Annotated in this window: 28 protein-coding genes and 1 tRNA gene; 14 read left to right on the top strand and 15 right to left on the bottom strand. The window is 72.4% G+C overall.

Annotated features, from left to right (window positions below; translation table 11 throughout):
* Positions 1–198 precede the first annotated feature (198 nt).
* Together RGQ06_RS07325 and RGQ06_RS07320 are read right to left on the bottom strand one after the other, a co-directional pair.
* A complete protein-coding gene (locus tag RGQ06_RS07325; protein WP_432427223.1) occupies positions 199–870 on the bottom strand; it encodes a DUF3152 domain-containing protein in 672 nt (223 codons plus the stop codon).
* 28 nt (positions 871–898) lie between these two features.
* Complete coding sequence (locus RGQ06_RS07320; RefSeq protein ID WP_432427224.1) at positions 899–1,669, bottom strand: hypothetical protein; 771 nt, start codon at positions 1,667–1,669, stop codon at positions 899–901.
* 130 nt (positions 1,670–1,799) lie between these two features.
* Here RGQ06_RS07320 and ectB point away from each other — a divergent pair, with 130 nt between their 5' ends.
* On the top strand, positions 1,800–3,056 hold the full coding sequence (gene ectB / locus RGQ06_RS07315) for a diaminobutyrate--2-oxoglutarate transaminase (protein WP_432427225.1): 1,257 nt from the start codon (positions 1,800–1,802) through the stop codon (positions 3,054–3,056).
* 11 nt (positions 3,057–3,067) lie between these two features.
* Here the strand turns inward: ectB and RGQ06_RS07310 are convergent, their stop codons facing one another.
* A complete protein-coding gene (locus RGQ06_RS07310; RefSeq protein ID WP_432427226.1) occupies positions 3,068–4,225 on the bottom strand; it encodes a DUF5937 family protein in 1,158 nt (385 codons plus the stop codon).
* An 81-nt stretch (positions 4,226–4,306) separates the two neighbouring features.
* On the opposite strand from RGQ06_RS07310, the gene RGQ06_RS07305 reads away from it, so the two are divergent.
* A complete protein-coding gene (locus RGQ06_RS07305; RefSeq protein WP_432427227.1) occupies positions 4,307–4,534 on the top strand; it encodes a hypothetical protein in 228 nt (75 codons plus the stop codon).
* 1 nt (position 4,535) lies between these two features.
* Here RGQ06_RS07305 and RGQ06_RS07300 read toward each other — a convergent pair whose 3' ends face one another.
* Entirely contained in the window at positions 4,536–5,774 is a 1,239-nt protein-coding gene (locus RGQ06_RS07300) for an aminotransferase class V-fold PLP-dependent enzyme (protein ID WP_432427228.1), read from the bottom strand.
* Entirely contained in the window at positions 5,771–6,538 is a 768-nt protein-coding gene (locus RGQ06_RS07295; protein ID WP_432427229.1) for a tryptophan 2,3-dioxygenase, read from the bottom strand. The genes RGQ06_RS07300 and RGQ06_RS07295 overlap by 4 nt, the downstream gene beginning before the upstream one ends.
* A gap of 100 nt (positions 6,539–6,638) precedes the next feature.
* Between RGQ06_RS07295 and RGQ06_RS07290 the strand changes: the two genes are divergently transcribed.
* Positions 6,639–7,088 carry a hypothetical protein gene (locus RGQ06_RS07290; RefSeq protein ID WP_432427230.1) on the top strand — a complete coding sequence of 150 codons (450 nt, stop codon included), beginning with the start codon at positions 6,639–6,641 and terminating at the stop codon, positions 7,086–7,088.
* A 73-nt stretch (positions 7,089–7,161) separates the two neighbouring features.
* On the opposite strand, the gene RGQ06_RS07285 is transcribed toward RGQ06_RS07290, so the two are convergent.
* Positions 7,162–7,248 (bottom strand) — tRNA-Leu (locus RGQ06_RS07285).
* Between the two features lie 122 nt (positions 7,249–7,370).
* Here RGQ06_RS07285 and RGQ06_RS07280 point away from each other — a divergent pair.
* Genes RGQ06_RS07280 through pknB form a run of 6 tightly spaced genes read left to right on the top strand, consistent with a single transcriptional unit; the run spans position 7,371 to position 14,697 of the window.
* On the top strand, positions 7,371–8,030 hold the full coding sequence (locus tag RGQ06_RS07280; RefSeq protein WP_432427231.1) for an FhaA domain-containing protein: 660 nt from the start codon (positions 7,371–7,373) through the stop codon (positions 8,028–8,030).
* A 1-nt stretch (position 8,031) separates the two neighbouring features.
* Positions 8,032–8,535, top strand: a complete 504-nt coding sequence (locus tag RGQ06_RS07275; RefSeq protein ID WP_432427232.1) for an FHA domain-containing protein FhaB/FipA — start codon at positions 8,032–8,034, stop codon at positions 8,533–8,535.
* The gene (locus RGQ06_RS07270) at positions 8,532–9,896 is read left to right on the top strand and encodes a Stp1/IreP family PP2C-type Ser/Thr phosphatase (RefSeq protein ID WP_432427233.1); all 1,365 of its coding nucleotides are present in this window, start codon (positions 8,532–8,534) and stop codon (positions 9,894–9,896) included. The genes RGQ06_RS07275 and RGQ06_RS07270 overlap by 4 nt, the downstream gene beginning before the upstream one ends.
* Positions 9,893–11,206 (top strand): FtsW/RodA/SpoVE family cell cycle protein, encoded by a 1,314-nt coding sequence (locus RGQ06_RS07265; protein ID WP_432427234.1) that lies wholly within the window; start codon positions 9,893–9,895, stop codon positions 11,204–11,206. Before RGQ06_RS07270 ends, RGQ06_RS07265 begins: the two co-directional genes overlap by 4 nt.
* Positions 11,203–12,681 (top strand): peptidoglycan D,D-transpeptidase FtsI family protein, encoded by a 1,479-nt coding sequence (locus tag RGQ06_RS07260; protein ID WP_432427235.1) that lies wholly within the window; start codon positions 11,203–11,205, stop codon positions 12,679–12,681. Before RGQ06_RS07265 ends, RGQ06_RS07260 begins: the two co-directional genes overlap by 4 nt.
* Before the next feature lie 39 nt (positions 12,682–12,720).
* The gene (pknB, locus tag RGQ06_RS07255) at positions 12,721–14,697 is read left to right on the top strand and encodes a Stk1 family PASTA domain-containing Ser/Thr kinase (protein WP_432427236.1); all 1,977 of its coding nucleotides are present in this window, start codon (positions 12,721–12,723) and stop codon (positions 14,695–14,697) included.
* Here the strand turns inward: pknB and RGQ06_RS07250 are convergent.
* Positions 14,694–15,308: an anthranilate synthase component II gene (locus RGQ06_RS07250; protein ID WP_432427237.1), complete on the bottom strand. Its 615-nt coding sequence runs from the start codon at positions 15,306–15,308 to the stop codon at positions 14,694–14,696. The genes pknB and RGQ06_RS07250 overlap by 4 nt on opposite strands.
* Before the next feature lie 22 nt (positions 15,309–15,330).
* Between RGQ06_RS07250 and RGQ06_RS07245 the strand changes: the two genes are divergently transcribed.
* Complete coding sequence (locus tag RGQ06_RS07245; RefSeq protein ID WP_432427238.1) at positions 15,331–16,257, top strand: response regulator; 927 nt, start codon at positions 15,331–15,333, stop codon at positions 16,255–16,257.
* Between the two features lie 97 nt (positions 16,258–16,354).
* Here RGQ06_RS07245 and RGQ06_RS07240 read toward each other — a convergent pair whose 3' ends face one another.
* Entirely contained in the window at positions 16,355–17,914 is a 1,560-nt protein-coding gene (locus tag RGQ06_RS07240) for a Ppx/GppA phosphatase family protein (RefSeq protein ID WP_432427239.1), read from the bottom strand.
* A 44-nt stretch (positions 17,915–17,958) separates the two neighbouring features.
* Between RGQ06_RS07240 and RGQ06_RS07235 the strand changes: the two genes are divergently transcribed.
* On the top strand, positions 17,959–18,294 hold the full coding sequence (locus tag RGQ06_RS07235; protein WP_432427240.1) for a hypothetical protein: 336 nt from the start codon (positions 17,959–17,961) through the stop codon (positions 18,292–18,294).
* A 96-nt stretch (positions 18,295–18,390) separates the two neighbouring features.
* On the opposite strand, the gene RGQ06_RS07230 is transcribed toward RGQ06_RS07235, so the two are convergent.
* Entirely contained in the window at positions 18,391–18,714 is a 324-nt protein-coding gene (locus RGQ06_RS07230; protein WP_432427241.1) for a hypothetical protein, read from the bottom strand.
* A 106-nt stretch (positions 18,715–18,820) separates the two neighbouring features.
* On the opposite strand from RGQ06_RS07230, the gene RGQ06_RS07225 reads away from it, so the two are divergent.
* Positions 18,821–19,231, top strand: coding sequence for a CBS domain-containing protein (locus RGQ06_RS07225; protein ID WP_432427242.1), 411 nt, complete (start codon positions 18,821–18,823; stop codon positions 19,229–19,231).
* 177 nt (positions 19,232–19,408) lie between these two features.
* Here RGQ06_RS07225 and RGQ06_RS07220 read toward each other — a convergent pair whose 3' ends face one another.
* From RGQ06_RS07220 to RGQ06_RS07200, 5 genes are all read right to left on the bottom strand, one after another.
* Entirely contained in the window at positions 19,409–20,620 is a 1,212-nt protein-coding gene (locus tag RGQ06_RS07220; RefSeq protein ID WP_432427243.1) for a thiolase family protein, read from the bottom strand.
* An 88-nt stretch (positions 20,621–20,708) separates the two neighbouring features.
* A complete protein-coding gene (locus RGQ06_RS07215; RefSeq protein WP_432427244.1) occupies positions 20,709–21,281 on the bottom strand; it encodes a hypothetical protein in 573 nt (190 codons plus the stop codon).
* Positions 21,272–22,231 (bottom strand): FAD:protein FMN transferase, encoded by a 960-nt coding sequence (locus RGQ06_RS07210; RefSeq protein ID WP_432427245.1) that lies wholly within the window; start codon positions 22,229–22,231, stop codon positions 21,272–21,274. Before RGQ06_RS07210 ends, RGQ06_RS07215 begins: the two co-directional genes overlap by 10 nt.
* A gap of 2 nt (positions 22,232–22,233) precedes the next feature.
* A complete protein-coding gene (locus RGQ06_RS07205) occupies positions 22,234–22,596 on the bottom strand; it encodes a hypothetical protein (protein ID WP_432427246.1) in 363 nt (120 codons plus the stop codon).
* Positions 22,586–22,996, bottom strand: a complete 411-nt coding sequence (locus RGQ06_RS07200) for a hypothetical protein (RefSeq protein WP_432427247.1) — start codon at positions 22,994–22,996, stop codon at positions 22,586–22,588. The genes RGQ06_RS07205 and RGQ06_RS07200 overlap by 11 nt, the downstream gene beginning before the upstream one ends.
* 108 nt (positions 22,997–23,104) lie before the next feature.
* Here RGQ06_RS07200 and RGQ06_RS07195 point away from each other — a divergent pair, with 108 nt between their 5' ends.
* Positions 23,105–24,418, top strand: a complete 1,314-nt coding sequence (locus RGQ06_RS07195) for a flavohemoglobin expression-modulating QEGLA motif protein (RefSeq protein WP_432427248.1) — start codon at positions 23,105–23,107, stop codon at positions 24,416–24,418.
* Positions 24,419–24,450: 32 nt separating this feature from the next.
* On the opposite strand, the gene RGQ06_RS07190 is transcribed toward RGQ06_RS07195, so the two are convergent.
* Complete coding sequence (locus RGQ06_RS07190; protein ID WP_432427249.1) at positions 24,451–24,777, bottom strand: hypothetical protein; 327 nt, start codon at positions 24,775–24,777, stop codon at positions 24,451–24,453.
* Between the two features lie 61 nt (positions 24,778–24,838).
* Between RGQ06_RS07190 and RGQ06_RS07185 the strand changes: the two genes are divergently transcribed.
* Positions 24,839–26,443, top strand: coding sequence for an alkaline phosphatase D family protein (locus RGQ06_RS07185; RefSeq protein WP_432427250.1), 1,605 nt, complete (start codon positions 24,839–24,841; stop codon positions 26,441–26,443).
* The last annotated feature ends 39 nt before the right edge of the window (positions 26,444–26,482 follow it).

Here is a 26,482-nt window from a genome sequence, read left to right as displayed (position 1 = left end):
CGATGCCGGAGCCGTCCCGACCGCGCGGGACGAGCGCACACCGAAGGCCACGTCGACATGGATCGCATGGCTCCATCGTCGGCGTGACCGGGAGGCGCAGCGATTGCCTCTGAGGTAATGGCCACCGACTGACCGTTCTGGCCTACGGATTCCCCCGCATGTGGGGGAATCCGTAGGCCAGAACCCCTGGGGGGTCGGTCACACGTCGTCCGGGCCGCAGGTGGCGGTGGCATCGGGCTCGTAGGGCGGCGCCACCGGTTCGTCGTGGCGGGCCGCGCACGCGATCTCCCAGGGCAGCGGCCAGGGGTTCGGCGCACATCCCTCGACCCCGGCGGACTGCTGGTACATCACCGCCGCGGGCGTACCGCGCTCCTGGCAGGCGGGGCGGGCGTGGTGGCGTCCGAGCAGGTGGCCGACCTCGTGGTTCACCAGCATCTGGCGGTACTCCTCGAGCGTCCCCGGCCAGGTGTCGGTCGCCTCGCGCCAGCGGTCGGCGTTCAGCGCGACGACCGGCCCGATCTGGCACGAGAACCGGCCGCCGGTGTCGTAGGGGTCGCAGATGGCATCCACCTCGTCGCCCTCGGCGACCAGCACCACGTTCGGGGCGTCGTCGGTGATGCGGATCTCGAAGCCGGCCTGGCTCCAGCCACGCGGGTCGGCGAGGGTGTCGCGGACGATCTGGGCGAACCCGTCGGTCCCCTCCGTGGCCCGACGCTCGGTGCGCACCTCGATCACGACCGGACCGTCGGGCTCCGACGTCGTCGTCTCGGCCACGGTGGTCGACGTCGGTGCCGGGGTGGTGGTGGTCTCGGCCCGCTCGATGACGTCGCCGTCACCGCCGCACCCGGCGGCGGCCAGGACCGCTGCCACTGCCATCCACCCCGCACGAGCGCGCACCTCAGGCGCGGTCCCGGCGGGGGCGCCAGATCGCGGTGTGGGCGGCGCTCCAGACCGGGCGGCCGTCGGCGGTGATCTCGACGTCGAGGTCCACGAACCGGTGGCCCTTGTGCTCCCGCTCGTCGGTGACCACCCCGCGCACCTCGACCAGCTCGCCGTCGCGGACGATGCCCCGGTGGTGGGCGCGGGTGCTGACGTGGATCCAGGGGCCGAGGCGCACGCTGCTCGACAGCACGTAGTTGGCCTGGCGGGCGAGGAACCCGGGATGGGCGATGGCGCCGCCCTCGTAGATGTCGCTGTCCTCCCGGACGTCGGCGAGGTACTGCGCCGCCGGACCGGCCCGGTGGTGGAAGGTGAGGGTGCCGAGCACCGTGCCCGGTGCGAGCAGGTCAGCCTCGACCGGCGGGACCGGATCGGGCACGTCCGCCGTCGCCACCTCACGGACGGACGGGAGGTCGCCGACCCTGGCCCGACCCTGCGCCCGAACCGTCCCGTCCGGGCCGGTGACGGTGAGCTCGCCCTCGTCGCCCAATCGGCACAGGACCCTCTCGCCGTCGTAGACCGGGAGCACGAAGCGGGCGGCCATGGTCCCGGCCTCGAGGAACTCCGCTCCCCACCGGTCGATGCAGGGACGGGTGAGGTACGCCCACACGTCGACGCCGGGCACGAGCCCGCCCCGGAACCCGAACGTGGCAGCGACGGCGTCGTCGTGCATGCGGTTGGTGGACTCGGTCGCTGTGTTGAAGGCGACCACCTCGTGCTCCCAGGCCATGGGCCCGGACGGTAACGAGATCGGGCGGCCCCCGGAGGGCCGACCGGACGGTCGGGACCAAGGCCTCTTCCCGAGCGGACCGGACGGAGGGACGATCCGGCACGGACGACGGTCGACTGGAGGTCCGGTCATGCAGGTGTTCGAGCGCTACGAGTCCGAGGTGCGCAGCTACATCCGCTCCTTCCCCACCGTGTTCGAGCGGGCCCGCGGCTGCCTGCTCGTCGACCGGGACGGGCGGGAGTACCTCGACTTCTTCGCCGGTGCCGGGGTCCTCAACTACGGGCACAACCACCCGGCGATGAAGCGGGCGCTGATCGACTACGTGGAGGCCGACGGCATCGCCCACTCCCTCGACATGGCGACCACGTCGAAGGAGCGGTTCCTCGAGCGCTTCCACGACGTGATCCTCGAACCGCGGGGGATGGGCGACTTCCGCGTGCAGTTCCCCGGCCCCACGGGCACCAACGCGGTCGAGGCCGCGCTGAAGCTGGCCCGCAAGGTCACCGGGCGAGAGCTGGTGATGTCGTTCACCAACGCCTTCCATGGCATGACGCTCGGCGCGCTGGCAGTGACCGGATCGACCTTCAAGCGCGCCGGCGCCGGCATCCCGCTGGCGCACGCGTCGTCGATGCCCTACGACGGCTACTTCGGACCCGACGTCGACACGATCGACCACATCGAGCGCCTCCTCGGCGACCAGTCGAGCGGCATCGACGTGCCGGCCGCGATCATCGTCGAGACGGTCCAGGGTGAGGGCGGCATCAACGTGGCCGGCTTCGAGTGGCTGCAGCGACTCGAGGACCTGGCCCGCCGGTGGGACGTCCTGTTCATCGTCGACGACATCCAGGTGGGCAACGGTCGGACCGGGCCGTTCTTCAGCTTCGAGCGGGCCGGGCTGCACCCGGACATCGTCACCCTCTCCAAGTCGCTGAGCGGGTTCGGCCAGCCGCTCTCGGTGACGCTGTTCCGGGACGAGCTCGACGTCTGGGACCCCGGCGAGCACAACGGCACCTTCCGCGGGAACAACCTCGCCTTCGTGACCGGCGCGGTGGCCATCGACGAGTTCTGGCAGGACGACCGGCTCACCCGACACGTCGACGAGCTGGCAGACGTGGTCGGCGAGAGCCTCACCAAGCTCGCCGCGAACCACCCGGCCGTCACCGCCGGCGTCCGCGGTCGCGGGCTGGTCCACGGCATCGAGCTCACCGAGGCCGACCTCGCCACCCGCGTGACCGCGGCCGCGTTCGAGCGGGGCCTGGTGCTCGAGACCTCGGGACCCACCGGGAGCGTGGTGAAGCTGCTGCCGCCGCTGGTGATCGAGCGCCACGACCTCGAGGCCGGTCTCGAGATCCTGCACGCGGCGGTCGCGGCGAGCCGCGTCAGCTGAGACCGCAGCCCTCAGCGGGCGCGGGGGACCTCGACCGGGAGGGCGGGCACGTCGCCCGAGGCAGCCTGGAGGAGACCGAGCGTGCTGCGCAGCGCCCGGCCGAGGATGTCGAGACGCTCGGGTTCGAGCCGGTAGAGCACGTAGTAGCCGTCGCGCCGCCCGGACACGATGCCGGCGGCATCGAGGATCTTGAGGTGCCGGGAGATGGCCGAGTCCGAGAGGCTGAGCAGCTCGGCGAGCTCCTTGGTGGAGCGGGGGCTCTCGGCCACCATGCGGGCGATCTGGAGCCGGGTCTCGTCGCCGAGGGCGCTGAAGCCGGCGACGACCTCGTGGTCGGTGGCGTGGGGCACCTCGGGCGTGCGCATGTCGCGCAGCGGGAAGAACACCGACGCCGGCCAGGGTGCGGTGAGGTCGATCAGCACGCAGGGCCAGCCGAACACCGTGGGCACGAACAGCAGGCCGCCGCGCTCGGCGATGTCGCACTCACCGTCCCACTCCTTGTCGATGATGATCGACGTCGTGGCCGCGTCCCACCGGCCCTCGGGGAGCAGCGCAGCCACGAGCCCGGGAGCCCCGGCCGTGACCAGCGCGCGGGCACCCGTCGTCACCTCCGCCTCGATGCGGGGCAGCAGACGGTTCCACTCGGCCTCGAACGCCTCGTCCCAGTACCGCTCGAGCATGCGCGAGTACCGCTTCCGCATGCCCGACGGGTCGTCGAAGATCGAACGGACGAGCTCGCCCCGGCCGGCCGCGTCGCCCGCGGCGAGGACGCGGTCGCGGTAGGAGGGGTCGTGCACGTCGTCGACGCACAGCTGGTCGTGGTCGATGCAGTCGATGCCGCCGAAGGGCAACGAGAGCTCGTAGGCCACGAGATCGTCGTCGAGCGCCTCGAAGGCGTCGAGCTCGTCGCAGAACGTGGGGCTGTCGCCCCGCAGGCCGACCTCGAAGATGCCGGGTACGAAGCGGTCGAAGGGCCGCACGAGCAGCCGGATCTCGTCCTGCAGGTCGTCGGGCAGGTCCCGGCAGCGGCGGACCCAGGGCAGGTGCATGGGCGTGCGCTTGGGCTGGGCGACCGCCCGCATCGACAGCACCGCCTCGAACAGCGGTGACCAGGCGAACCCGATGAGATCTCTGGCCCGATCGCTCGGGAACTTCAAGGTGACGGCCATCTAATCCGCATTTCCGTGAATCAGTTGATTCCGTGACTGTACCACGCGACGCTCGTGATGTTCCCGAGAGAGGAGACGGAGATGCACCCGTTCCAGAGCGAGATCCTGTCGAGGATCGAGATCGACAGCCGCCGCCACGAAGCCGAGCAGCGGCGCCTCGCCGGCTCCCCGGCCGTCCGCTGGTCCACCGGCGTCGGCACCCTGCTCGTGGCCGTCGGCGACGGCATCCACCGGGCCGGTCAGCGGCTGCAACGAGCGGAGCAGGCGCGATCGAGCTGCACTGCCACCCCCTGCCTCGACCTGCGCTGAATCAGCGCCGGCGGGCAGCCGTCGACTCGGGCCCGACGAGCTCGGTGGCGACCTCGCCGATCACGGCCATGCCGGCCTCGAGCTGGCGGTCGGAGAGGTACGGCGCCGGCCCGACCCGCAGGCGGTCGCCCCGGCTGTCGGTGAGCACGCCCCGCTCGGTGAGCCCGGCCCGCACCTCGCCGGCGTGCGGCGCGACGAGGGACAGGAAGCCACCGAGGCCCTCGATCGGGGCGGTGCGGTCCCGGTCGATCACGTCGGAGGGCAGATCCAGGGCGTCGAAGGCCGCCGCCAGCACGCCCAGCTGGTGCTGGTACGACTCGTGCAGGAGCTCCGGCGTGAGGCCCTGGTCGGCGAGGAACCCGAAGACCCGGGCGCCGCGGTAGGCGCTGGCCGGGTCGTAGGTGCCGCTGGCGAAGCGGCTCGCCGGTGAGCCGTAGGCGACGTGGTGCGGCTCGTCCCGCACCGTGGTGAGCAGGTCGAACTCGGCGAACCACCCGGTGATGGCCGGGCGCACGTCGTGGCGGTGGGGCGGGATGCGCAGGAAGGCGTTGCCCTCCCCCAGCTGCAGGTACTTGTAGCCGCCGCCGGTGACCCAGGCGGACTCGAGCCCGAGCTCGTGCACGTCGAAGACGACCGTGCCGAGGGCGTGGTAGGCGTCGACGAGCAGGTCGGCACCGTGGCGCTCGCAGGCCTCGGCCACCGCGACCAGCCCGGGCACGATCTGCGCGGTCATGAACAGCACCGCGGACACCCCGACCATCGCGGTCCGGTCGTCGACCTCAGCAGCGAGCCGCTCGGCCAGGGTGTCCACCGGCTCCACCGGGACCCGGACGACCTCGAGGCCCTCCTCGGCCAACCGGTCGAGCTGGCGGCGCAGGGAGTGGAACTCGCCCTCGGTCGTGACGACGCGGGGCCGCCGGCGGAGGTCGAGGCACGACAGCAGCTTGACGATGAGGTCGTGGGTGTTGAGCCCGAGGGCGACCTCGCCTCCGGGGTCCCCGAGGAACCGGCGGTAGCCGTCGCGCACCTGATCCACCTTGGCCTCGGCGAGCGCCCACTTGCCGTCCACCGCCGCGGCGGCATCGGCGAAGCACTCGAGCAGCCCGTCCTCGGCCACGTCGGGCCAGGCCTGGTGGGAGTGGCCCGACAGCAGGATGCGGTCGCCACCGACGTCGAAGCGCGAGTAGTGGGGTGCGAGGGCGTTGGGCGACCGGCGCAGGCCGTCGAGGGTCACGGTCACAGCCGGCTCCGCACGGCCCACAGCGCCGGGAACGCCGTGGTCGACAGCGTGGTGCGCAGGTACTCGGCGCCGGCCGAACCGCCGGTGCCGGCCTTGGTGCCGATGGTGCGCTCGACCATCTTCACGTGCCGGTACCGCCACTCCTGCAAGCCCTCGTCGAGGTCGACGAGGTGCTCGGCGATCTGGGCCGGCCCACCGTCGTCCGCGTAGACGGCGAGCAGCACGTCCTCGACGTCGTCGGCCACGGTGAAGCCCAGCCGCCCGAGGTAGGTGAGGTAGGAGTCGAACAGCGACGGCCGGCCCATGGCCGCTTCGATGGTGGCCCGGGCGCTGCTGCCCTCGGGGTAGTGCCGGAACACGGCCGGGTCCCGGCGGCCCAGCACGGCCTCGAGCTCCCGGAACTGGGCGGACTGGAACCCGCTGGCCGCGTCGAGCCGATCGCGGAAGCTCGAGAACTCCCGGGGCGACATCGTCTCGAGCACGTCGATCTGGGCGACGGCCACCTTCAGGATCGTGAGGATGCGCCGCAGCGTGCGGATGGCGTGGGGCGTGTCGCCGGCCTCCAGCAGGGACTGCAGGTGGGCCAGCTCGTGGAGGAGCTGCTTGAACCACAGCTCGTACACCTGGTGGATGACGATGAAGAGCAGCTCGTCGTGCTCGTCGGAGCGGGGCCGCTGCGCGCCGAGGACCTCGTCGAGGGCCAGGTAGCTGCCGTAGGTCAGCGCCGCATGGTCGTCGGCACCGACGTCGCCGTGGTCGTCCACGCCGCCGTTCCTAGCACCGACCCTCAGCGAGCGTTCGTGTCAGCGGCCTTGCGTAGCGTCGACGCCACTTCCCCCTCCGGTTCGCTCCGACGGAGGACCCATGTCCGCAACCCTCACCCCCCTGTTCGACGGCTTCGAAGCCGCTGCCCTGTTCCCGGTCGACCCCGAGCTGGTCGTCGCCGACCCGCCCTCGTTGCAGGACGGCCTGTGCGCCGCCGCGCTGCTGTGGTGCACCCACTCCACCTGGCCCACGGTCCGGGCCATCGCGTCCTGCGCCGGAATCTCTGCCTCGTCCGTGCTGTGGCCCTACGGCTCCATCGAGCAGATGCGCCTCGCCCTCATCCGGGCGGAGCGAGCCGCCCTCGCCACGTTGGTCGAGGAACACGGCGGCGACCTCCCTCTGGCCGTCGACGAGCGCACCGAGCAGCTCTGCGGGTACGACCTGCGCCTCAGCAAGCTGCCGCTGCTGGTCGCGCTGGCCGCCGGCGTGCACGACGCCACCGAGCTGGCGACCCTCGCCGGCGCCATCCGTTCCCTGCCGGCGGCGTAGCCATCGAGCCCGTCATCCGCCGATCGGGAAGCCACCGGATCTGGTCACATCCGGACCAGTGAAGGTGGTTGGTTGGTGTCGGAGGGGGGACTTGAACCCCCACGCCCTTGCGGGCACTGGCACCTGAAGCCAGCGCGTCTGCCAATTCCGCCACTCCGACGTGTGCGTCCCACTCGCCCGAGTGGGAGGCGACACCATACCGCGACCTCGTCCCGGGGCCCCAGCCGACCGGACGGGACGGACCGGTCAGGTGGGCCAGCGGTGCAGGTAGCCTCCCGCCCGATGGTCTTGCGGAACTTCGAACGGCGCCTCGAGCGCATCGTGGAGGGCGCGTTCTCCCGGGCGTTCAAGTCCGGGCTGCGCCCGATCGAGATCGGCCGTCGCCTCACCCGCGAGATGGACGACACCCGCTCCGTCGGGGTCCGGGGCGGCACGGTCGTGGCCAACCACTTCACGGTGAACCTGTCCCAGCAGGACGCGGACGAGTTCGCCGAGGTCACCGACACGATGCAGCGCGAGCTGGCCGACCTCGCCCGCGAGCACGCCCGCGAGGAGCACTACACCTTCATGGGGCCGGTGGAGATCCTGTTCCACGTGGACCCCAAGATGCGGGTCGGCGCGTTCTCGGTCGAGGCCCGCCTGCGGGAGGGCGACGGCGGAGCCGGGGCCGGATCCATCGTGCTGCCCTCGGGCGAGCGGTTCGTGCTCGGCGACACCATCGTCACCATCGGTCGCCTCCCCGAGAGCGTCCTCGTGCTCGAGGACCCCAACGTCTCGCGCCAGCACGCCGAGATCCGCCCGTCGGGGAACGGGTTCGTGCTGGCCGACCTCGGCTCCACCAACGGCTCCAAGGTCAACGGCATCAAGGTGAGCGAGCGGATCCTGCAGGACGGTGACGAGCTGACCTTCGGCTCGACGTCGTTCCGGTTCGAGGCCAGCTGACGTGCCCGAGCCGCTGCTCAACGTCCTCAAGATCTGCCTGCTGATCCTGCTCTACCTGTTCTTCTTCCGGGTGCTGCGCGCCGTCTGGGCCGAGGTCCACCTCGCCCGCCAGACCTCCCCGGGCACCGCCTCCGGGCGCACCGGACGGGGCGGACGAGGCGGGGGCAGGTCGAGCGGTGCCGGGCGAGCGCCCCGCCGGACCCGGGCCCGGGAGCGCACCCCGCCCCGGCTCAAGGTCATCGAGCCCGCCGAGCTGGCCGGCACCACCTACCCGCTGGGTGACGAGCTCACGGTCGGACGGGCGGCCGGCTGCCAGATCACCCTCGACGACACCTACGCGTCCCAGGTCCACGCGCGGGTGTTCATGCGCGACGACCAGCTCTACGTCGAGGACCTCGGCTCCACCAACGGCACCTACCTCAACCGCAGGAAGGTCTCGGCACCGATGGTGGTGAGCCACGGCGACCAGATCCAGATCGGCTCCACGATCATGGAGGTCTCGTGAGCGATCCGGAAGGCAGCACCTCGGCGGCGGGCGTGCGGCTGCGCTGGGGCGGCGCGTCCGACGTCGGCCAGGTGCGCGAGGTCAACCAGGACTCGCTCTTCGTCGGCACGGGCCTGTTCGTGGTCGCCGATGGCATGGGCGGCCACGCCGGCGGGGAGGTCGCCTCCCGCCTCGCCGTGGAGACCATGGGGGCCGAGCTCGAAGGTGAGGGGTCCGGGCCGTGGCGGGTGCTCGACCTGGTCACGGCCGTCCAGGCGGCCAACGACCGGGTCTGGGCCCAGAGCGAGCACGACCCGAAGCTGGCCGGCATGGGCACCACCGTGGTCGCCATCGGCATCGTCGAGGAGGACGACGAGACCCGCGTGGCCATCGTCAACGTCGGCGACAGCCGGGCCTACCGCCTCTCCGGCGGCAACCTCGACCAGGTCAGCGACGACCACAGCCTGGTCGGCGAGCTGTTCCGGGAGGGACGCCTCACCGCGGACGAGGCCCGCATCCACCCTCAGAAGAACATCGTCACCCGCGCCGTGGGCATCGAGCGCTACGTCGACGTCGACGAGTTCCAGATCCTGCCCCGCACCGGCGACCGCTACCTGCTCTGCTCGGACGGCCTCACCGACGAGGTGACCGAGGACGAGATCGCCGCGGTGCTGCGCAGCATCGACGAGCCCGAGGCCGCGGCCCAGGAGCTGGTGCGCCAGGCCAACGCCGCCGGCGGGCGGGACAACATCACCCTCATCGTGGTGGACATCGTCGACGACGGCATGGGCCCCACCGGGGCGTCCGATGCCCGGCGCGAGTCGCTCCCCGACGACGACGACTTCTCCCACGACCCCGACCAGGACACCCAGTCCCTGCTGGCGGTGCCCGACGACCGAGCCCACCTCCAGCGCGCGGGCACCGGCTCCGCCGCGGACGAGCCACCTCGCCGCGACGAGGTGCCACCGGGGAAGGCACCCCGCGCCATCACCGTGCGCTCGCTGGCCTTCGTCTTCGTCGTGCTCGGGCTGGTCGGAGGCGGCGCCTTCCTCGCCTACCGCTACGTGCAGGACACCTACCACGTCGGCCTGGAGGACGATCGGGTGGTCATCTTCGAGGGACGCCCCGGCGGCTTCCTGTGGTTCGACCCGAACCCGGTCGAGGACACCGGGATCGATGTCGACGACGTGCCCGCCGCCGTCCTCGACGACCTGGAGGCCGGCGTGAGCCAGCCGACGCTGCAGCGGGCCCGCCGCTACGTCACCAACCTCGAGGACCGCATCGAGGACACCCGCCCGTCGGTCACGACGACGACGACCCGACCGACGACCACCACCTCCACCGAACCGACCACCACCACGACCGGGGTGGGCGGGGGGTGATCCTGCTCCGCCGACGCACCGAGCTCGGCTTGATCGTCGTGGGCGCCCTGATCACGGCCGGCGCCTACGCGCTCGCCGGCCTGGGCCGCGACGCCGAGATCCCGGCCAACCTCGTGCCGTTCCTCGGCATCGTGCTCGGCCTGCTCGTCACCGCCCACCTGGCGGTCCGTCGCCTCGCCCCCGACGCCGACGGCATCCTGCTGCCCCTGGCCGCCCTGCTGAACGGCATCGGCTACGTCTTCATCGTCCGCCTCGACGAGGCCCAGGCCGATGGCGGCCGCCTGGCCGGGCTGCAGGCGATGTGGACCGCCGTGGGCATCGGCGCGTTCATCGCCACGCTGCTGTTCGTCCGGCGCAGCCGCAGCCTCGAGCGGTACCGCTACACCTTCGCCGCCATCGGCCTCGGACTGCTCCTCCTGCCGCTGCTGCCCGTCATCGGCCGCACGATCAACGGCAGCCGCATCTGGATCTCGATCGGGCCGGCGAACTTCCAGCCCGGTGAGGCGGCCAAGATCGTGCTGGCCCTCTTCTTCGCCGGCTACCTCGTCGAGCGCCGCGAGCTGCTGGCGCTGTCGACGTTCCGGCTCGGCCCGCTCCACCTGCCCGACCCGAAGCACCTCGGACCGATCCTGCTCGCCTGGGGCGTGTCCCTCGGGGTCATGACCCTGCAGAAGGACCTGGGCTCCTCGCTCCTGTTCTTCGTGCTGTTCGTGGTCATGCTGTGGGTCGCCACCGGGCGGGTCACCTACCTCACCCTCGGCGGCACGCTCTTCCTCGCCGGTGCCACCTTCGCCTACACCCAGTTCTCCCACGTGCAGGACCGGGTCGCGGTCTGGCTCGATCCGTGGCCGGTCGCCGACGACGAGGGCTACCAGATCGTGGAGGCGTCCTTCGCCCTGGCCGACGGCGGCATCGCCGGCACCGGCATCGCCCTCGGTACGCCCACCCGCATCCCCGAGGTCGAGACCGACTTCATCTTCGCCGCCATCGGCGAGGAGCTGGGCCTCATCGGCGCCACCGCGGTGCTGTGCGCCTACCTGCTGATGGTGGGTGCCGGCCTGCGCGTCGCCCTCCGGGCCGAGTCCGCGTTCGACACGCTGCTCGCCAGCGGCCTCACCACGCTGCTCGGCGTCCAGACCTTCATCATCATCGGCGGCATCACCCGGACCCTCCCGCTCACCGGCGTCACCCTCCCCTTCGTCAGCTACGGCGGCTCGAGCCTGGTCATGAACTACGTCCTGCTCGCGCTCCTGCTGCGGATCTCGGACAACAGCGTGGCGGCCCGCGCCCCGGCGAGGGCGGGCGCATGAGCAACCAGATCGCCAAGCTCGGCGTCGGCCTGCTGGCGTGCTTCCTCGTGCTGTTCGTGCAGCTCAACCGGGTCACGGTCTTCGGCGCGCAGGAGCTGAAGGACAACCCGGTGAACAACCGGTCGATCCTGCGGGACTTCGACGCACCCCGAGGCACCATCGTCACGGCCGACGAGGTCATCGTCGCCCGCTCCGAGCCCACCCCCGAGGGGTCCCGCTTCGAGTTCGCCCGCACGTACCCCGAGGGTGACCTGTTCGCCCACACCGTCGGCTACTTCTCCCTCAACCTCGGGGCGACGGGCGTGGAGGACAGCTACAACGCCGAGCTGGCCGGTCGCACCATCGACCTGTCCTTCCGCAGCCTCGACGACCTCTTCGTCGACCGCGACCGCGTCGGCGACGTCCGCCTCACGCTGCGGGCCGACGTGCAGCGCGTGGCCAAGGACCTGCTGGGCGAGCGGCAGGGGTCGGTCGTGGCCCTGGACCCCCGCTCGGGCGAGCTGCTCGCCATGTGGTCCTGGCCCTCGTTCGACCCCAACGCGCTCGCCACCCAGGACTTCAGCGCCGCCAACGACGCCTTCGCCCTGTTCCAGGCCGACGAGCGCGACCCCCTGCTGGCCAAGACCTACCGCGAGCGCTTCTTCCCCGGGTCCACGTTCAAGGTCGTCACCGCCGCCGCCGGGCTCGCCTCCGGGGAGATCACCGCCGACCAGCCCGTGTACCCCGTGGCCCGCGAGTACACGCCGCCCCAGACCAACCGCCCGCTGCGGAACTTCGGTGGCTCGTCGTGCGGCGGGGACCTCTTCGACATCCTGCGCGTGTCGTGCAACACCGCCTTCGCCCAGATGGCCGTCGACCTCGGCGAGGACCAGATGGTGGGCACGGCCGAGTCCTTCGGGTTCAACGCCGCCCCGCCCATCGACCTGCCGGCCCCGGCGCAGTCGGTGTTCCCCACCGACTTCGAGCAGAACCTGCCGGCGCTGGCCCAGGCCGGCATCGGCCAGAACGACGTGTCGGCCACGCCGCTGCAGATGGCGATGGTGGCGGCAGCGGTGGCCAACGAGGGCCGGATCATGACCCCTCGCACCGTCGCCGACATCCGCGACGACGACAACTCGGTCGTCGACGAGCCCGAGCCCACCCAGTGGCGGCGCGCCGTGTCCGCCGAGCACGCCGCCGTCCTGCGCCAGGCCATGGTGGAGGTCGCCGAGCGGGGCACCGCCCGCAACCTGGCCATCCCCGGCTTCGAGGTCGGCGGCAAGACCGGCACCGCCCAGCTCGGCACCGATCCGCCCCGGTCCCACGCCTGGATCATCGGCTTCGCCGGCCTCCCCGGGCAGCCGCCGTCGGTGGCGGTGGCCGTCATCGTCGAGGGCCAGCCCGGCGCGTCGGAGCAGACCGGCGGGCAGGTGGCGGCCCCGATCGCCAAGGCCGTCATGGAGACCGTGCTGGCCGCGCAGGGTGGCGGCGCGTAGCCAAACGCCGCGGGCCCCTGTCGTAGAGTGCGCCGGGCCATGTCTGACCAGGGACCAGTCGTCTACGGGGGCCGCTACGAGCTGCACCGCCGCCTCGCCCGGGGAGGGATGGCCGACGTCTACCTCGCGCGGGACCAGCTGCTCGACCGCCCGGTCGCCGTCAAGGTCCTGTTCCCCCAGTACGCCGCCGACCCCACCTTCGTGCAGCGGTTCCGGCGGGAGGCCCAGGACTCGGCCAACCTGAACCACCCCAACATCGTTGGCGTCTACGACTGGGGCGAGGAGGGCGGCACCTACTTCATCGTGATGGAGTACGTCGCCGGCCGGAGCCTCGCCGACGTGCTGCGCCAGGAGGGCTCGCTGCTGCCGGCGCGTGCCGCCGACATCGGCATCGACATGGCCGCCGCCCTCGGCTTCGCCCACAAGAACGGCGTCGTCCACCGCGACGTCAAGCCGGGCAACGTGCTGCTGTCCACCGACGGGCAGGTCAAGGTCACCGACTTCGGCATCGCACGCGCCATCGCCGCCGGCCAGGACGAGGACCTCACCCAGGCCGGCCAGGTCATGGGCACCGCCACCTACTTCTCGCCCGAGCAGGCCCAGGGCCGACCGGTCGACCCCCGCTCCGACGTCTACAGCCTCGGCGTCGTGCTCTACGAGATGGTCTGCGGCCGCCCGCCGTACCGGGGCGAGGACCCGCTCGCCGTGGCGTACCAGCACGTGCAGGAGCAGCCGACCCCGCCCCGCCAGATCAACGCCGACCTCGATCCCACGCTCGAGGCGATCATCCTCAAGTGCCTGGCCAAGACGCCCCAGGCCCGGTACCCCTCGGCCGAGGACCTGCGCGCCGACCTGCGCCGCTACCGCGAGGGCAACCAGATCTCGGTGGCGACACCCCCGACCACCGTCGTCGCGCCGCCGCCCGACGCGACGCAGGCCATCCCGGTCACCGCCGCCGCACCCGCCGCCACCTCGTCCTACGCCGCGTACGCCGACGAGGACGACTACTACGGGGACGACTACGTCGAGCCGCCGAGGCGCAACGGGGCCTTCATCGCGGTCATGCTCCTGCTGCTGGCCGTCATGGCCGGCGTGCTGTTCCTGCTCGCCCAGACCCTCGGCGTGTTCGACTCCGGCGACGACGAACCGGTCACCCTCGTGGCCGTCCCCAACGTCGTCGGCCAGACCGAGGACGAGGCCCGGGCCACGCTGGAGGCCGAGGGCTTCACGGTCAGCACCGAGTTCGAGGAGAACCCCGACTTCGAGGACGGCGAGGTCAGCGCCCAGGACCCCGAGGCCGGCACCGAGGCCGAGTCGGGCAGCGAGGTCACCCTCACCGTGTCGAGCGGGGAGCAGCGCGTCGAGATCCCCGACGTCGTCGGCCTCAGCGAGGCCGATGCCCGATCTGTGCTCGGGGACGAGGGGTTCCGCGACATCCGTCCCGAGCTCGTCTTCGACCCCGAGGTCGAGGCCGGCGAGGTCGTCGCCCAGAACCCCGAGGCGGGCGAGGAAGCCCCGCTGTCGGCCACCATCACGCTGCAGATCTCCCAGGGCGCCGAGGAGCGAGCCGTCCCCGACGACCTGGCCGGTCGGACCGCCGCCGAAGCCGAGGGCATCCTGGTCCAGCAGGGATTCGAGGTCGCCCAGGCACTGGAGAACTCCACGTCCGTGCCCGAGGGCACCGTCATCCGCACCAATCCGGGTGCCGGCACGGTGCTCGAGGTCGGCGAGACCGTGACGCTGGTGGTCTCGGCCGGTCCCGAGCAGGTCATCGTGCCCAACGTGGTCGAGAAGACCGAGGAGACGGCACGCCAGGAGCTCGACCTCGCCGGCTTCCAGATCGCGGTGACCGAGCAGGTGCTGCCTCCTGGCAGCCCCGATGATGGTCGGGTCCTGGCCCAGTCACCGGCGGGCGGTCAGCGCGCCGACGTCGGCTCCACCGTCTCCATCACCGTCGGCCGGGCCGAGCTCCTGCCGCCCACCACGACCACGACGACGACCGAACCGAGCGACTAGCCAGCCGCGGTCGCTGCCGGCGCCACGCGGTCGAGGAAGCGCTGCAGGATCTGGTGGCCCGTCCCGGTGAGGATCGACTCGGGGTGGAACTGCACCCCTTCCACGTCGTGCTCGCGGTGGCGCAGGCCCATGATCACCGTGCCGGCGCCGGCCTCCGGGTCGGTCCAGGCCGTCACCTCGAGCACGTCGGGGAGCGTCGCGGGATCGACGACCAGCGAGTGGTAGCGGGTGGCCTCGAAGGGCTCGGGCAGACCGGCGAAGACGCCCTCGCCGGCGTGGTGGACCGGTGAGGTCTTGCCGTGCATGACCTGCTCGGCCCGCACCACGTCGCCGCCGAACACCTCACCGATGGCCTGGTGGCCGAGGCACACGCCCAGGATCGGCCGGCGGCCGGCCCACTCGCGGATCAGCTCGCAGGAGATGCCCGCGTCGTGGGGCGTGCCCGGTCCGGGGGAGATGAGGATGGCGTCGGGATCGAGGGCAGCGACGCCGTCCAGGTCGATCTCGTCGTTGCGCCGCACGATGGGCTCCGCACCCAGCTCGCCCAGGTACTGGACGAGGTTGAACACGAACGAGTCGTAGTTGTCGATGACCAGCACGCGGGCGCCCACGGATGGGATGCTAGAGGCACTCATGGCCGATGAACCCAAGCTCGGGCCGGTTGCCCGGCGCCTCGCTGCGACCCGGCGGGTGCTCTGCGTCGAAGACGAGCCCGACATCGCCGCCTTCCTCCGCGCCTACTTCCGCGCCGCCGGCTACGACTTCGTGCACCTCGACCCCACCGACCCCGCCGAGGTCATGCGGTCCCTGGACGAGGGCGAACCCGACCTGGTGCTGCTCGATGTCCGCCTCCGGGGGTTCTCCGGGGTCGAGGCCTACCGGCGCATGCGGGCCGACGAGCGGTGGGCGTTCACCCCGGTGATCATGGTCTCGGCCCACAGCACGTCCCTGCCCGGGCTGCGCACCCCCACCGGCCTCGACGCGTTCGTGCCCAAGCCGTTCAACACCAACGTGCTCGCCGACCTCGTGCTCGAGCGCATCGAGCGGGCCCAGGAGCTCGAAGGGCGAGGACGAGACGTCCGGCGCGAGCTGCTCACCCAGGAGTACCTGGAGGCCCGCCTGGCCGACGAGATCGGCCTGGCCCGTGCCGCGGGCACCGACGGCAAGCTGTCGCTGGCCATCGTCCGGTTGCGGTCCCTCGACGAGGTCCTGCACGAGGTCGGCGGCGAGGGGTTCGACCACCTCCTGCGCACGCTGGTCGAGCGGGCCCGCCCGCTGCTGCCCGACACCGCCGTGCTCGGGTCCACCCGGCGAGACGAGGTGGCCGTGGTGCTGCCCGGCGTCGGGCCCCGCAGCGCGTACACGACCCTGCGCGACATGGTCGCCGAGCTCACCGGCGAGTTCCGCTTCGCCGGCGGCGCCGTCGTGCCGGTCGACCTCGCCGCCGGTCTCGCCAGCTACCCGACCAACGCCGGTGATCCCGACGGCCTGTTCATGGCCGCCGACGCCGCCCTGTCCGACGCCGTCGACGACGGCAGCGCGGTGCAGCTCGCGCTGTAGGAGCCAAGCCGAAGGCGAGGCGACCCATGTGACGGGCCCTGTGGCGGCGGAGCCGCCAATCCCGACCACAACGCAGCGTGACGCACTTGCGAACCTCTCAAGCCACCCGCACCTCGACGGTGCGGCCGGTCACGTCCTCCAGCAGCCCGACGCGCTGCTCGGCCGCGTGCAGCTCCAGGTCGATGCTCGCCTCGCCGGCGGGGTGCAGGTGGATCACGACGGTGTCGTCGTCCCACGTCACCGACGCGTCCGACACGCGGGCCCGGTGGGAGCGGTCGAGGCCGATCGCGGCGCGGAGCACCGCCGCCAGGCGCACGACCAGCTCCCGGTCGGAGCGGCGCAGCGACCGCCACTCCTCGTGCTTGGACTTGGGCGCGGACTTGCGGTGGTAGCGGGCGACCTGGGCGATGAGCTCGATCTCGCGGTCGGTGAACCCGGCCAGGTGCTCGCTGTTCCGGATCACGTAGTAGCTGTGCTTGTGGTGCCCGGAGTGGGAGATGAAGGCCCCGACGTTGCACAGCAGGGCCGCGGCCTCGAGCAGCGGCCTGGCCTCGTCACCCAGCTCGAGCAGCTCCTGGAGCTCGTCGAACAGGAGCAGGGCGTGGCGGGCGATCTCCTCGGAGTGCTCGGGGTGCTCGTCGGTGAGCTCCATCAGGTGCAGCACCGACCGGCGGCGCAGGTCCTGCAGGTGGTGGAGGGTCGCACCCGAGCGGCGTCGGGCCTGGTCGAGCAGCACGCCCTCGCGCAGCGCGTAGTCGGAGAAGACGAGCTCCTCCACCCCGAAGCAGCGCACGAACTGCTCGAGGATCACCGCGCCGCCGAGCAGGATGTCGGCCCGCTTGGCGTCCATGCCGGGAAGGCCCGCCCGCTCCTCGGGATCCGGCGTCGACGCCAGCAGCTCGACGACGTCGGTGACCTCGGCCGCGGTGATCCGCTGGCCGTTCAACGTCCGCAGCGCGCTGTCCTCGCCCCGCGCCGCGAGGGCCATGGCGACGACCGTCTCGATCGTGCCCGACGCCCCGACCACGGTGTCGTAGCCGGCTTCCACGACCTCGGTGCCGAAGGCGGTGAGGATGGTCTCGGCGTGGTGCCGGCTGCGCTCCACGTGCTTGGGCTTCACCGTGTCCTTGGCGAGGAAGCGCTCGGTGATCCGGATCGCGCCGAGGCGGAAGCTGCGGCTGGCGAGCACGTCGCCCTGCATGCCGAGCAGCACCTCGGTCGAGCCGCCGCCGATGTCGCACAGCAGCACCCGGTCGTCGAACAGCGGCAGGGACTGCAGCACGCCGAGGTGGATGAGGCGAGCCTCCTCGAACCCGGAGATGACCTCGACGGACACGCCGGCCTCGTCCCAGGCCCGGTCGAGGAAGTCACTCCGGTTCTCGGCCTCGCGCACCGCCGAGGTGGCCACGGCCGCGAGCTCGGCGCCGTGGGCGTCGGCCACGCTTCGGCAGCGCTTGAGGGCCGCGACGCCGCGGTCGATGGCGTCGGGCGCCAGCTCCTTCATGTCCCCCGCCGACCGGCCGAGGCGGACCATCTCCTTCTCGCGCTCGAGGATCTCCATGCGGCCGTCGGGGCCGACCCTGGCGATGACCATGTGCACCGAGTTGGTGCCGATGTCGACCGCGGCGAGGACGCGTTCGGAGGACTGCTCGATCACCGGCGAGACCGTACCCAGGACGGTGGCGGACTACCGTGGCCGAGGTGGCACGACAGGATCGCAAGAAAAAGGGCGACGGCGGTCGCACGACCCCCAAGGGGGGCAGCGGCTCCGGCGCGCGGCACGCCATCTCCAAGGGTCACGCGGCCAGCGACGTCCGCGAGAGCACCTCGGGCCGCTACACCGCCCCGATCCCCCAGGAGTTCAAGGTCAGCCCCACGTGGGTGCCGGTGCTCATGTTCACCCTGCTCGGCCTGGGCGCACTGGTGATCTTCCTCAACTACCTGGGCCTGCTGCCCGGCGCCACCGACAACCTCTACCTGCTGCTCGGCCTGGCCCTGGTGCTCGGCGGCATCGTCACCGCCACGCAGTTCCACTGACGCGCGACGTGCCGGTCATCCACCGGTTGTCCACAGCCTGACGCGAGCCGTTTCCCCAGGCAACCGGGGTTATCCACAGCGCTGTCGCGCGCCTGCTCACTCGACGGGCGTGACCAGGTCCATGTCCTCGAGGCAGTGCCGGGGCGGGTCCGGCATCTCGTCGTTGGCCACCGTCATGCGGATCTCGGTGCCGCAGATGGTGCAGCGGTACTCGATCTTGACCTTGCGCAGCTCGCCGGCCGGTGGCGGCTCCGGGATGGGCTGAGCCATGCCGCCGAGGATGGCGAAGCCGACCTTGAAGATGAGGGCGCCGGCGGCGACCGCGACGATGAGCGAGAACACGCTCACGTCGGAGACCACGGTGCCCACGACCACGATCAGGGTGCCGATCACCAGCCATCGTGGGTTCAGCTTCGGCATCACCGCAGGGTATCGGCGCCCCGCCACCGGCCTGCCACCACGGGATCCCCGGGGGGTGTGACTCCCGACCCTGCCGACGTCGGGGCCGGCGCGACAGGATCGCGACATGAGCCAAGCCATCGCCTCCCTCCCCGTCTCGTCGCTCATCGGCGACGAGCTGATCACCGTCACCGCAGACACCACGATCGATGCGGTGGCCCGAGTGCTCGACGATTCCGGGATCTCCATCGTCGCCGTCGGCGACCCCTCCAAGGTCGAGGGCGTGGTCTCCGAGCGCGACGTGGTCCGCGTCGTCGCCCGCGGCGACGACCCCACGAAGGTCACCGCCGGCGAGATCGCCAGCCGCGAGCTGGTCTGGTGCCAGGAGGACTCCACCGTCCCCACCGTCGCCAACGAGATGTTCGACCGGTACGTGCGCCACGTCCTCGTCGCCAACCCCAACGGCCTGGCCGGCATCGTGTCGGCCCGCGACCTGCTCGGGGTCTACGCCGCCGAGGACACCGACTGGGACGCCTGACCCCGAACGCGACGACGCCCCGCCGGTGAAGGCGGGGCGTCGATCGGGCGGGTGGTGCTGCGCTGTCGCGGTCAGCCCCGAGGGAGCGCCAGCGACCGGTCCACGGGTGGACGTTCACCTACTCCGTGCAACGTGGACGCTCCCGCAGCGAAGCGAGGAAGCGTCAATGAGCTCAGCTCAGCCCAGGCGCTCGATGATGGTGGCGTTGGCGAGCCCGCCGCCCTCGCACATCGTCTGGAGGCCGTAGCGGCCGCCGGTGCGCTCGAGCTCGTTGAGCAGGGTGGCCATGAGCTTGGCGCCGGAGCCACCGAGGGGGTGGCCGAGGGCGATGGCGCCGCCGTTGACGTTGACCTTCTCCATGTCCGCGCTGTGCTCCTTCTGCCAGGCGCCGACGACGGAGGCGAAGGCCTCGTTGACCTCGAACAGGTCGATGTCGTCCATGGTGAGGCCGCCGGAGCGCTCGAGCACCTTGGAGGTGGCCGGGATCGGGCCGGTCAGCATGGTGACGGGATCGACGCCGGCGAGGGCGAAGGTGTGGAAGCGGGCACGCGGGGTGAGGCCGAGCTGCTTGGCCTTCTCCTCGGACATGATCAGCAGCGCCGAGGCGCCGTCGCAGATCTGGGAGGAGTTGCCGGCGGTGACCTTGCCGTCAGGGAGGAAGGCCGGCTTCAGGTTGGCCAGCGTCTCCATCGTGGTGTCGCGGATGCCCTCGTCGGCCGTGGCCATCTGGTCGCCGGTGTCGATGAGCTCGCCGGTCTCCTTGTCGAGCTTCTTGACCTTGACCGGGATGATCTCGTTGTCGAAGCGGCCCTCGTCGCGGGCGCGGGCGGCGCGGATCTGGCTCTCGAGGCCGATCTTGTCCAGGTCCTCGCGGGACAGGTCCCACTTGTTGGCGATGATCTCGGCGGACACGCCCTGGGGGATCAGGCCCTTCCAGCCCTCGATGTACTCGACATCGGCGTAGCGGCCGGCGGCCTTGGGGCCGAAGGGGATCGAGCCGGGGGTGATGGAGGCACCCATGGGGGTGGTGGTCATGACCTCGACGCCGGCGGCGACGGCGATGTCGTAGGCGCCGGCGATGACGCCCTGGGCGGCGAAGTGGGCGGCCTGCTGGGACGAGCCGCACTGGCGGTCGACCGTGGTGGCCGGGACCGTCTCGGGCCAGCCGGCGGCGAGGACGGCGTTGCGGCCGATGTTGAGGCCCTGGTTGCCGACCTGCATGACGCAGCCCATGACGACGTCGTCGACGAGCGCGGGGTCGAGGTCGTTGCGCTCGGCCAGGGCCTTGAGCACCTCGGCGGCCAGGTCGGACGGGTGCCAGCCGGACAGCTGGCCGAAGCGCTTGCCCCCGGGGGTGCGGACGGCGTCGACGATGACGGCGGTTGCCATGGGTGTCTCCTACGGGATCGCGAAAGTTGACCGATCAGTCAAGACGAGTCTGTCTGCCTCGTCCGGTTTTCCGCAAGCAGGCGGCCGGTCAGCCCGTCGGGGCGGGCGAGGGCCGACGGGCCGACCGGCGCGGAAGGGCGAGGCGGTAGGTGAACATCAAGGCGGCGGCCGACGCCGCGGCGATCGCCGTCCCGACGACCAGCGGGTTTCCGGCGTCGGTGCCGGCGGTGAAGGCGTGGAACGTGGCGGCGACCGCCGCGCCGTGGCTGCCGAGGTGGATCGTCCGCCACACGCGCTTCGGGAGCCGCCGCATGGCGAGGCTGGACAGCTGCACCGCGACCAGGAGCCACATCGCGACCACGCCACCGGCGACGGCGACGGGCTCCCAGTCGCTGGCCAGGGGGACGAGGACGTCGGCGGCGCCGAAGTGCACGTAGGAGTCGGCCACGATGGCGGCGACGTGCAGCGCGGTGAAGGCGAGGGTGACCCCGGCGAGGCCCCGGTGCACGTCGAGCAGCCACGGGCCCTTCGGTCGGGCGCCGAGCGTTCGGGTGGCGAGGGCGAGCCCGGCCAGCAGCGACCCGAGGGCGGACACCCACGCGGTGATGCCGGTGGCTCGGGTGACGCACCACCACAGCTCCGGGTGGAGGGTCAGGTGCACGAGCTGGTCTCCTCGGGGAGGCTCGCCCGGTCGGCGAGCAGGGGGGCGATGTCACCGATCGCGCGGGTGGAGCCGTCGTCGAGGCTCACGAGGCCGACGCCGCCCTCCGCGGTGAGCAGCCGCTCGGCGTCGTCCCACGGCGCGAGGAGGGCGACCTTGGTGAGCACCTCGGCGGTCGCGGCCGTGGCGGCGACGACGGTGGCGCTGCGGCGGTCGGTGCCCGCCGGATGGCCGGTGCGGGGATCGAGCAGGTGGTGGGCCTCGCCGGAGGTCGTCGTCCACCGCCGGCGCCGGGTCGTGGACGTGGCCACGGCGCCGTGGGTCAGGCCGATGGCCAGCGCGCTGGCGGCTGCACCCGGACCGTGGTCCAGCGCGCACCACCAACCGTCCCCGGTCGGGGACGCGCCCGCGCAGCGCAGGTCGCCGCCGAGGTTGATGCAGGCGCCGAGGGCACCCGTCGCGAGCACGGCAGCAAGGGCGCGATCGGCGCTGTGCCCCTTGGCGATCCCGCCCAGGTCGAGCTCGACGCCGGGCGGGACCATGAGGGTCGGACCGTCCGCCCGGCGACCGATCGCCGGGCGGACGGCGGGCAGCGGTGGCGCTGTCCGTGGTGGGATCGGAGCACCCGTCTGCACGAGGTCGAGGGTGCGGTCGTAGCCCGCGGCGCAGAGGTGGCCGCCGAGGCGGGGGTCGAACCACCCATCGGTCCGGTCGAGGGCCTCGAGGGCCAGGGCCACCAGCTCGGCGGTCTCATCGCTGACCGAGCCGGCCACGCCGGGTGCCCCACGGCGGATCTCGGAGTCGGGGCGGAAGCGCGACCACCGTGCCTCGTCGCTGCCCACGACGGCTTCGGCCACGTCGCACGCCCCGTGCGGTGCGCCGACGACCTGGACGTGGCAGTCGGTTCCCATCGCCCGGAAGCGGTGCTCGTCGATGATGGCGACCTGCACCGTCAGCTCCCGCTGCTCGTCGTGCGCGGCGCGGCCGGGCGAGGGGCCGGCGCCGGTGCAGGGGCCGGCACCGGGGTGAGCGCGGGCGTCGCGCCGGGGCGGAGGACCGGCGGGCTGGTGGGAGCCGCTGTCGGCACGGGGAGGTGCCGGCGCACGATGACGATCCGAGCGGGCGCCGGGACGGAGACCGTCGCCGGCGAGGCGGTGCTCAGGTCGAGCGGCGCGGGTTCGTCGGCCGGGCTGACCATGAGGCCGACCATGGCCAGGGTGCCGGCCGTGGCGGCGCCGGCGACCACGAGCCGGGCCCCGGCCGCCGGGTGCGGCCGCTTCCGCTTCGCCCGGGGGCGAGCCGGATCAGTCGTCATCGTCGTCGTGCCGATCGTCGTCGTCCCAGTCGTCGTCGTGATCGTCGTCGTCCCCGTGGTCGTCGTCCCCGTCGTCGTCGTCCCAGTCGCCGTCGTCGTGGTCGTCGTCCCAGTCGCCGTCGCTGGTGGCCAGGGCCGCTGCCGGAGCGGGGGCGGCGACCGGCGCGGGGGCGGCGACCGGCGCGGCGGGAGCGGGCGGGAGGTCGTACACGTCCTGGTAGATCACCTCGACCGGTGCGGGGGTCGCCTCCGCCGGCTCCGATTCCCCGGCCAGCACGGCATCGGGCGACGGCGCCGGCGTCCCGGTGGACACGGTCACCGCCCCGGCGACGGAGACGAGGGCGACGGCGGCGGCAACGGCGCCTCCGAGGGCGAGGGCGGCGGTGCGGGTGAGGGCCATGTCGGCAACGTATGGACGGGCCCATCAAGGCGACGTCAGCCCTCTGCAAAGGGTTTCCTAAGCCGGAGGCTGCGGACCAGGGGTGCGGTCAGCCATCCTTGGAGAGCCATGGCAGAGACCTACGAGGAGACGGTGCGCGCCCTCTCCGACGCGATCGTCGACGCGCAGCGCCCGGTTCGGATCCTCGACGCCATCAAGTGGGACGACCACGTGCGCGACGCGTTCTTCGCGTCGGGGTGCCGGGAGCAGCCGGCCGTGGACGCTGGCTGGTACGAGCAGCGGGACCTCGGCTTCGACCTCGACGCGGCCCGCGAGCAGTTCCTCGACATCGAGCTGTGGATCAACACCTCGCTCGGCACGACGTCCACGCTCTCCCAGCTGCTGAAGCGGACGTGCGAGCAGTACCGGCTCACGCTCGACATGCTCGAGGCCCGTGGCACCGACGGCTTCGGCCCGCTGACGGCGCAGCTCTACGGCACCACCGACGACGTCTTCCACGCCGGTGGCCCGCGGGTGGCCGACCTCGCCGGCCAGTTTCGCGACGCGCTCAGCTGGGTGTCGGACCTTCCCATCGACGAGCGGGACGAGAAGGGCATCGACGGCGAGTCCGCGGTCTCGTTGCTGCAGTCACGGCTCGACGACTCGATGGGCCCCGGCATGGTCCACGTCGTGCTCGACGACGGCATCGTCGCCGACGCCGCCGCCGGATCGGACTACATCAAGCTGCGCGCGGATGCCATGTTCTCGGAGCGCCAGCTGGAGCAGCTCGAGTCCCACGAGGGCTGGGTGCACGTCGGCACCAGCGACAACGGCCGGGCCCAGCCGTACTGCACCTTCCTCGGCAAGGCGCCGCCGCCGGTCAACGTGACCCAGGAGGGGCTGGCCACCCTCACCGAGATCCTCTCGCTCACCTCGCACCCGATCCGGCTGCTGCGCATCGCCGACCGCATCGAGGCCATCGCCCTCGCCGAGGACGGGGCGTCGTTCGTGGAGGTCGTCGAGCACTTCCGCACGCTCGGCCTCGACGAGGACGAGTGCTGGCAGCTGGTCATGCGGGTCTTCCGTGGCTCCACGCCCACGGGGCGACCCTTCACCAAGGACCTCGGCTACGGCAAGGGCCTGGTGCTCACCTACGCCTACGTCCGGGTGGCGATCCGCACCGGCCGGCTCGACCGGGTGCCGCTGCTCTTCTGCGGCAAGGTCGACATCAACAACATGGGGGCCGTGAACGCCCTCTACGACGAGGGGCTCATCGACCCGCCCGCGTTCCTCCCCGAGGTGTTCCGCGACGTCAACGCCCTGGCCGCCCAGGTGGCGTTCAGCCGGTTCCTGCGAGACCTCGACTTCGATCGCCTCGCCGCCGACTACGGCCCGCTGCTCGGCGCACCGGCCGTGCCGGACGAACCCGACACGCTGGACTGACCCGCTCGGACCGACCCGGCGTGCCGGCCGGGTCAGGCCAGGAGCTGCATCGCCAGGCTGATGACGCCGAGGAGCACGGCGATCATGCCGAGCACGACGCCGGTGCGCGCCTTGGAGAAGCTGGCGGCGCCAGGGCCCTTCCGCATGGCGGGGACCCCCGAGGCGATGGCGAGCGCCGCCAGCGCGAGGGCGAGCAGCCCGAGGCCGGGCAGGGTGGCGACCACGACGCCGGCGCCACCGGCGAGCAGCGACACGAGGCCCGGCCGCCGGCGGACGACGCTCCCGGCGTCGCGGCTGTCCGCACCGTCGTCCGCGTCGACCTCGCTCGGGTCGTGGTGCTGCGTCGTCGGGTGGGTCACCGCGACGCCTTACCCAGGTCGAGCGGGGCGCAGTGCGCGATCGGGTTACGGTCGGCCGGCCATGACCGCATCGTCCCCGTCTCGGTGGTCGCGCCGCCGCTTCCTCGGCGCCACCGGGGCCGGGGTCGTCGCCGTCGCCCTCGGCGGTTGCCAGGACGACGGCAACGCCGGGCGGGGTCCGGTCGGCCCGTCGGCGACCACCTCGACGGCGCCGCCCGAGCCCGAGCTGGAGACCCTCGAGGCCATCGACCACGGCGCCCCCCAGGGACCGGCGCCGTTCGGGCTCGGCGTGGCGTCGGGTGACCCGGACCACGAGTCCGTCGTGCTGTGGACGTGGGTCGACCGGGATCCGTCGGCCCCGGTGCCGCTGCTCGTGGAGGTCGCACGCGATGACGCCTTCGAGGCCATCGTCGCCCGGGAGGAGCTGCGCGCCGACCCGGCCGAGGCGATGACGGCCCGCATCGTCGTGCGCGGGTTGGCACCCGACACCCGCCACTGGTTCCGCTTCGTGCTCGACGGCCACGTCACGCCGGCGGCTCGCACCCGCACCGCGCCGGCCCCGGGAGCGCTCCCGGACCAGCCGCTCCGGGTCGGGCACCTGTCCTGCCAGCGCTGGTCGTCGGGCTACTGGACCGCCCTCGACGACGTCGCCGCGCAGGCCCCCGACGTCGTCGTGCACTGCGGCGACTACGTCTACGAGTCCGACAGCGGCTCGGTGCGGCCCGTCGACGAGGCCCCGCCGACGGATCTGGACGGCTACCGGGCCCTGTGGCGCCGGTACAAGGCCGAGCCCGAGCTGCAGGCCGCCCACGCCGTGGCCCCATGGCTCATCACCTGGGACGACCACGAGGTGGTGAACAACTACCAGGGCACCGCGACGACGGCCGGCCCCGGCGGCGAGCAGCTCCTCGAGCGACGGGCGGCCGCGTACCGGGCGTGGTGGGAGTTCACCCCGACCCGGCTCGAGCCGCCGGAGGGGCCGGACCTGGCGATCCACCGCGTCGTGGACTGGGGCGGCCTCACCCGGTTCGTCCTGCTCGACACCCGCCAGCACCGGGACGAGCAGCCCTGCGACGACGCCGTCGGCACCGACCTCGGTCCCCGCTGCGACGGGACCGCGACCACGACGATGCTCGGCGACGCCCAGGAAGCCTGGTTCGACGAGGTCGCCACCGGCCACGACGCCGTCTGGACCACCGTGGTCCAACAGGTCGTGGTCCACCAGTGGCGCATCGTGCCCGGCAACGTGCTGTGGAACCTGGACCAGTGGGACGGCTACACCGGCGCCCGCCGGCGCTTCCTCGAGACGCTCTCCCGCAGCGCGGCGCCGGTGGTCCTGAGCGGCGACGTCCACTCGTCCTGGGTCGCCGACCTGTGGATGGACTTCGAGGACGACGAATCACCGGTCGTCGGCACCGAGTTCGTCGCGCCCGGCGTGTCGTCGGACATCCCAGACCGCCTCCGCCAGGCCTCCGCGCTGGTCGAGGCGCTGTCCCCCCACATCGCCTGGTCCGAGACCACCAGGCGGGGCTGGGTCCTCCACGAGGTCGACGCCGATGGCTGGCGCGCCGCCTACCGGCTGGTCGACGACGTGACCGTGCCGGACGGGACGATCACCGAGGCGACGACCTGGGCCGTCGACGCGGGGACGCCGGGCCTGGCGTGACCTCTTTGGCCCGGGGCGGTGGCGCTGGGCAGACTCCCC

Source organism: Salinilacustrithrix flava (genome assembly GCF_041228405.1).
GTDB lineage: Bacteria > Actinomycetota > Acidimicrobiia > Acidimicrobiales > Salinilacustritrichaceae > Salinilacustrithrix > Salinilacustrithrix flava.
The sequence above is the reverse complement of the archived record's forward strand: the minus strand, read 5'-3'. Positions and strand labels throughout refer to the sequence as shown.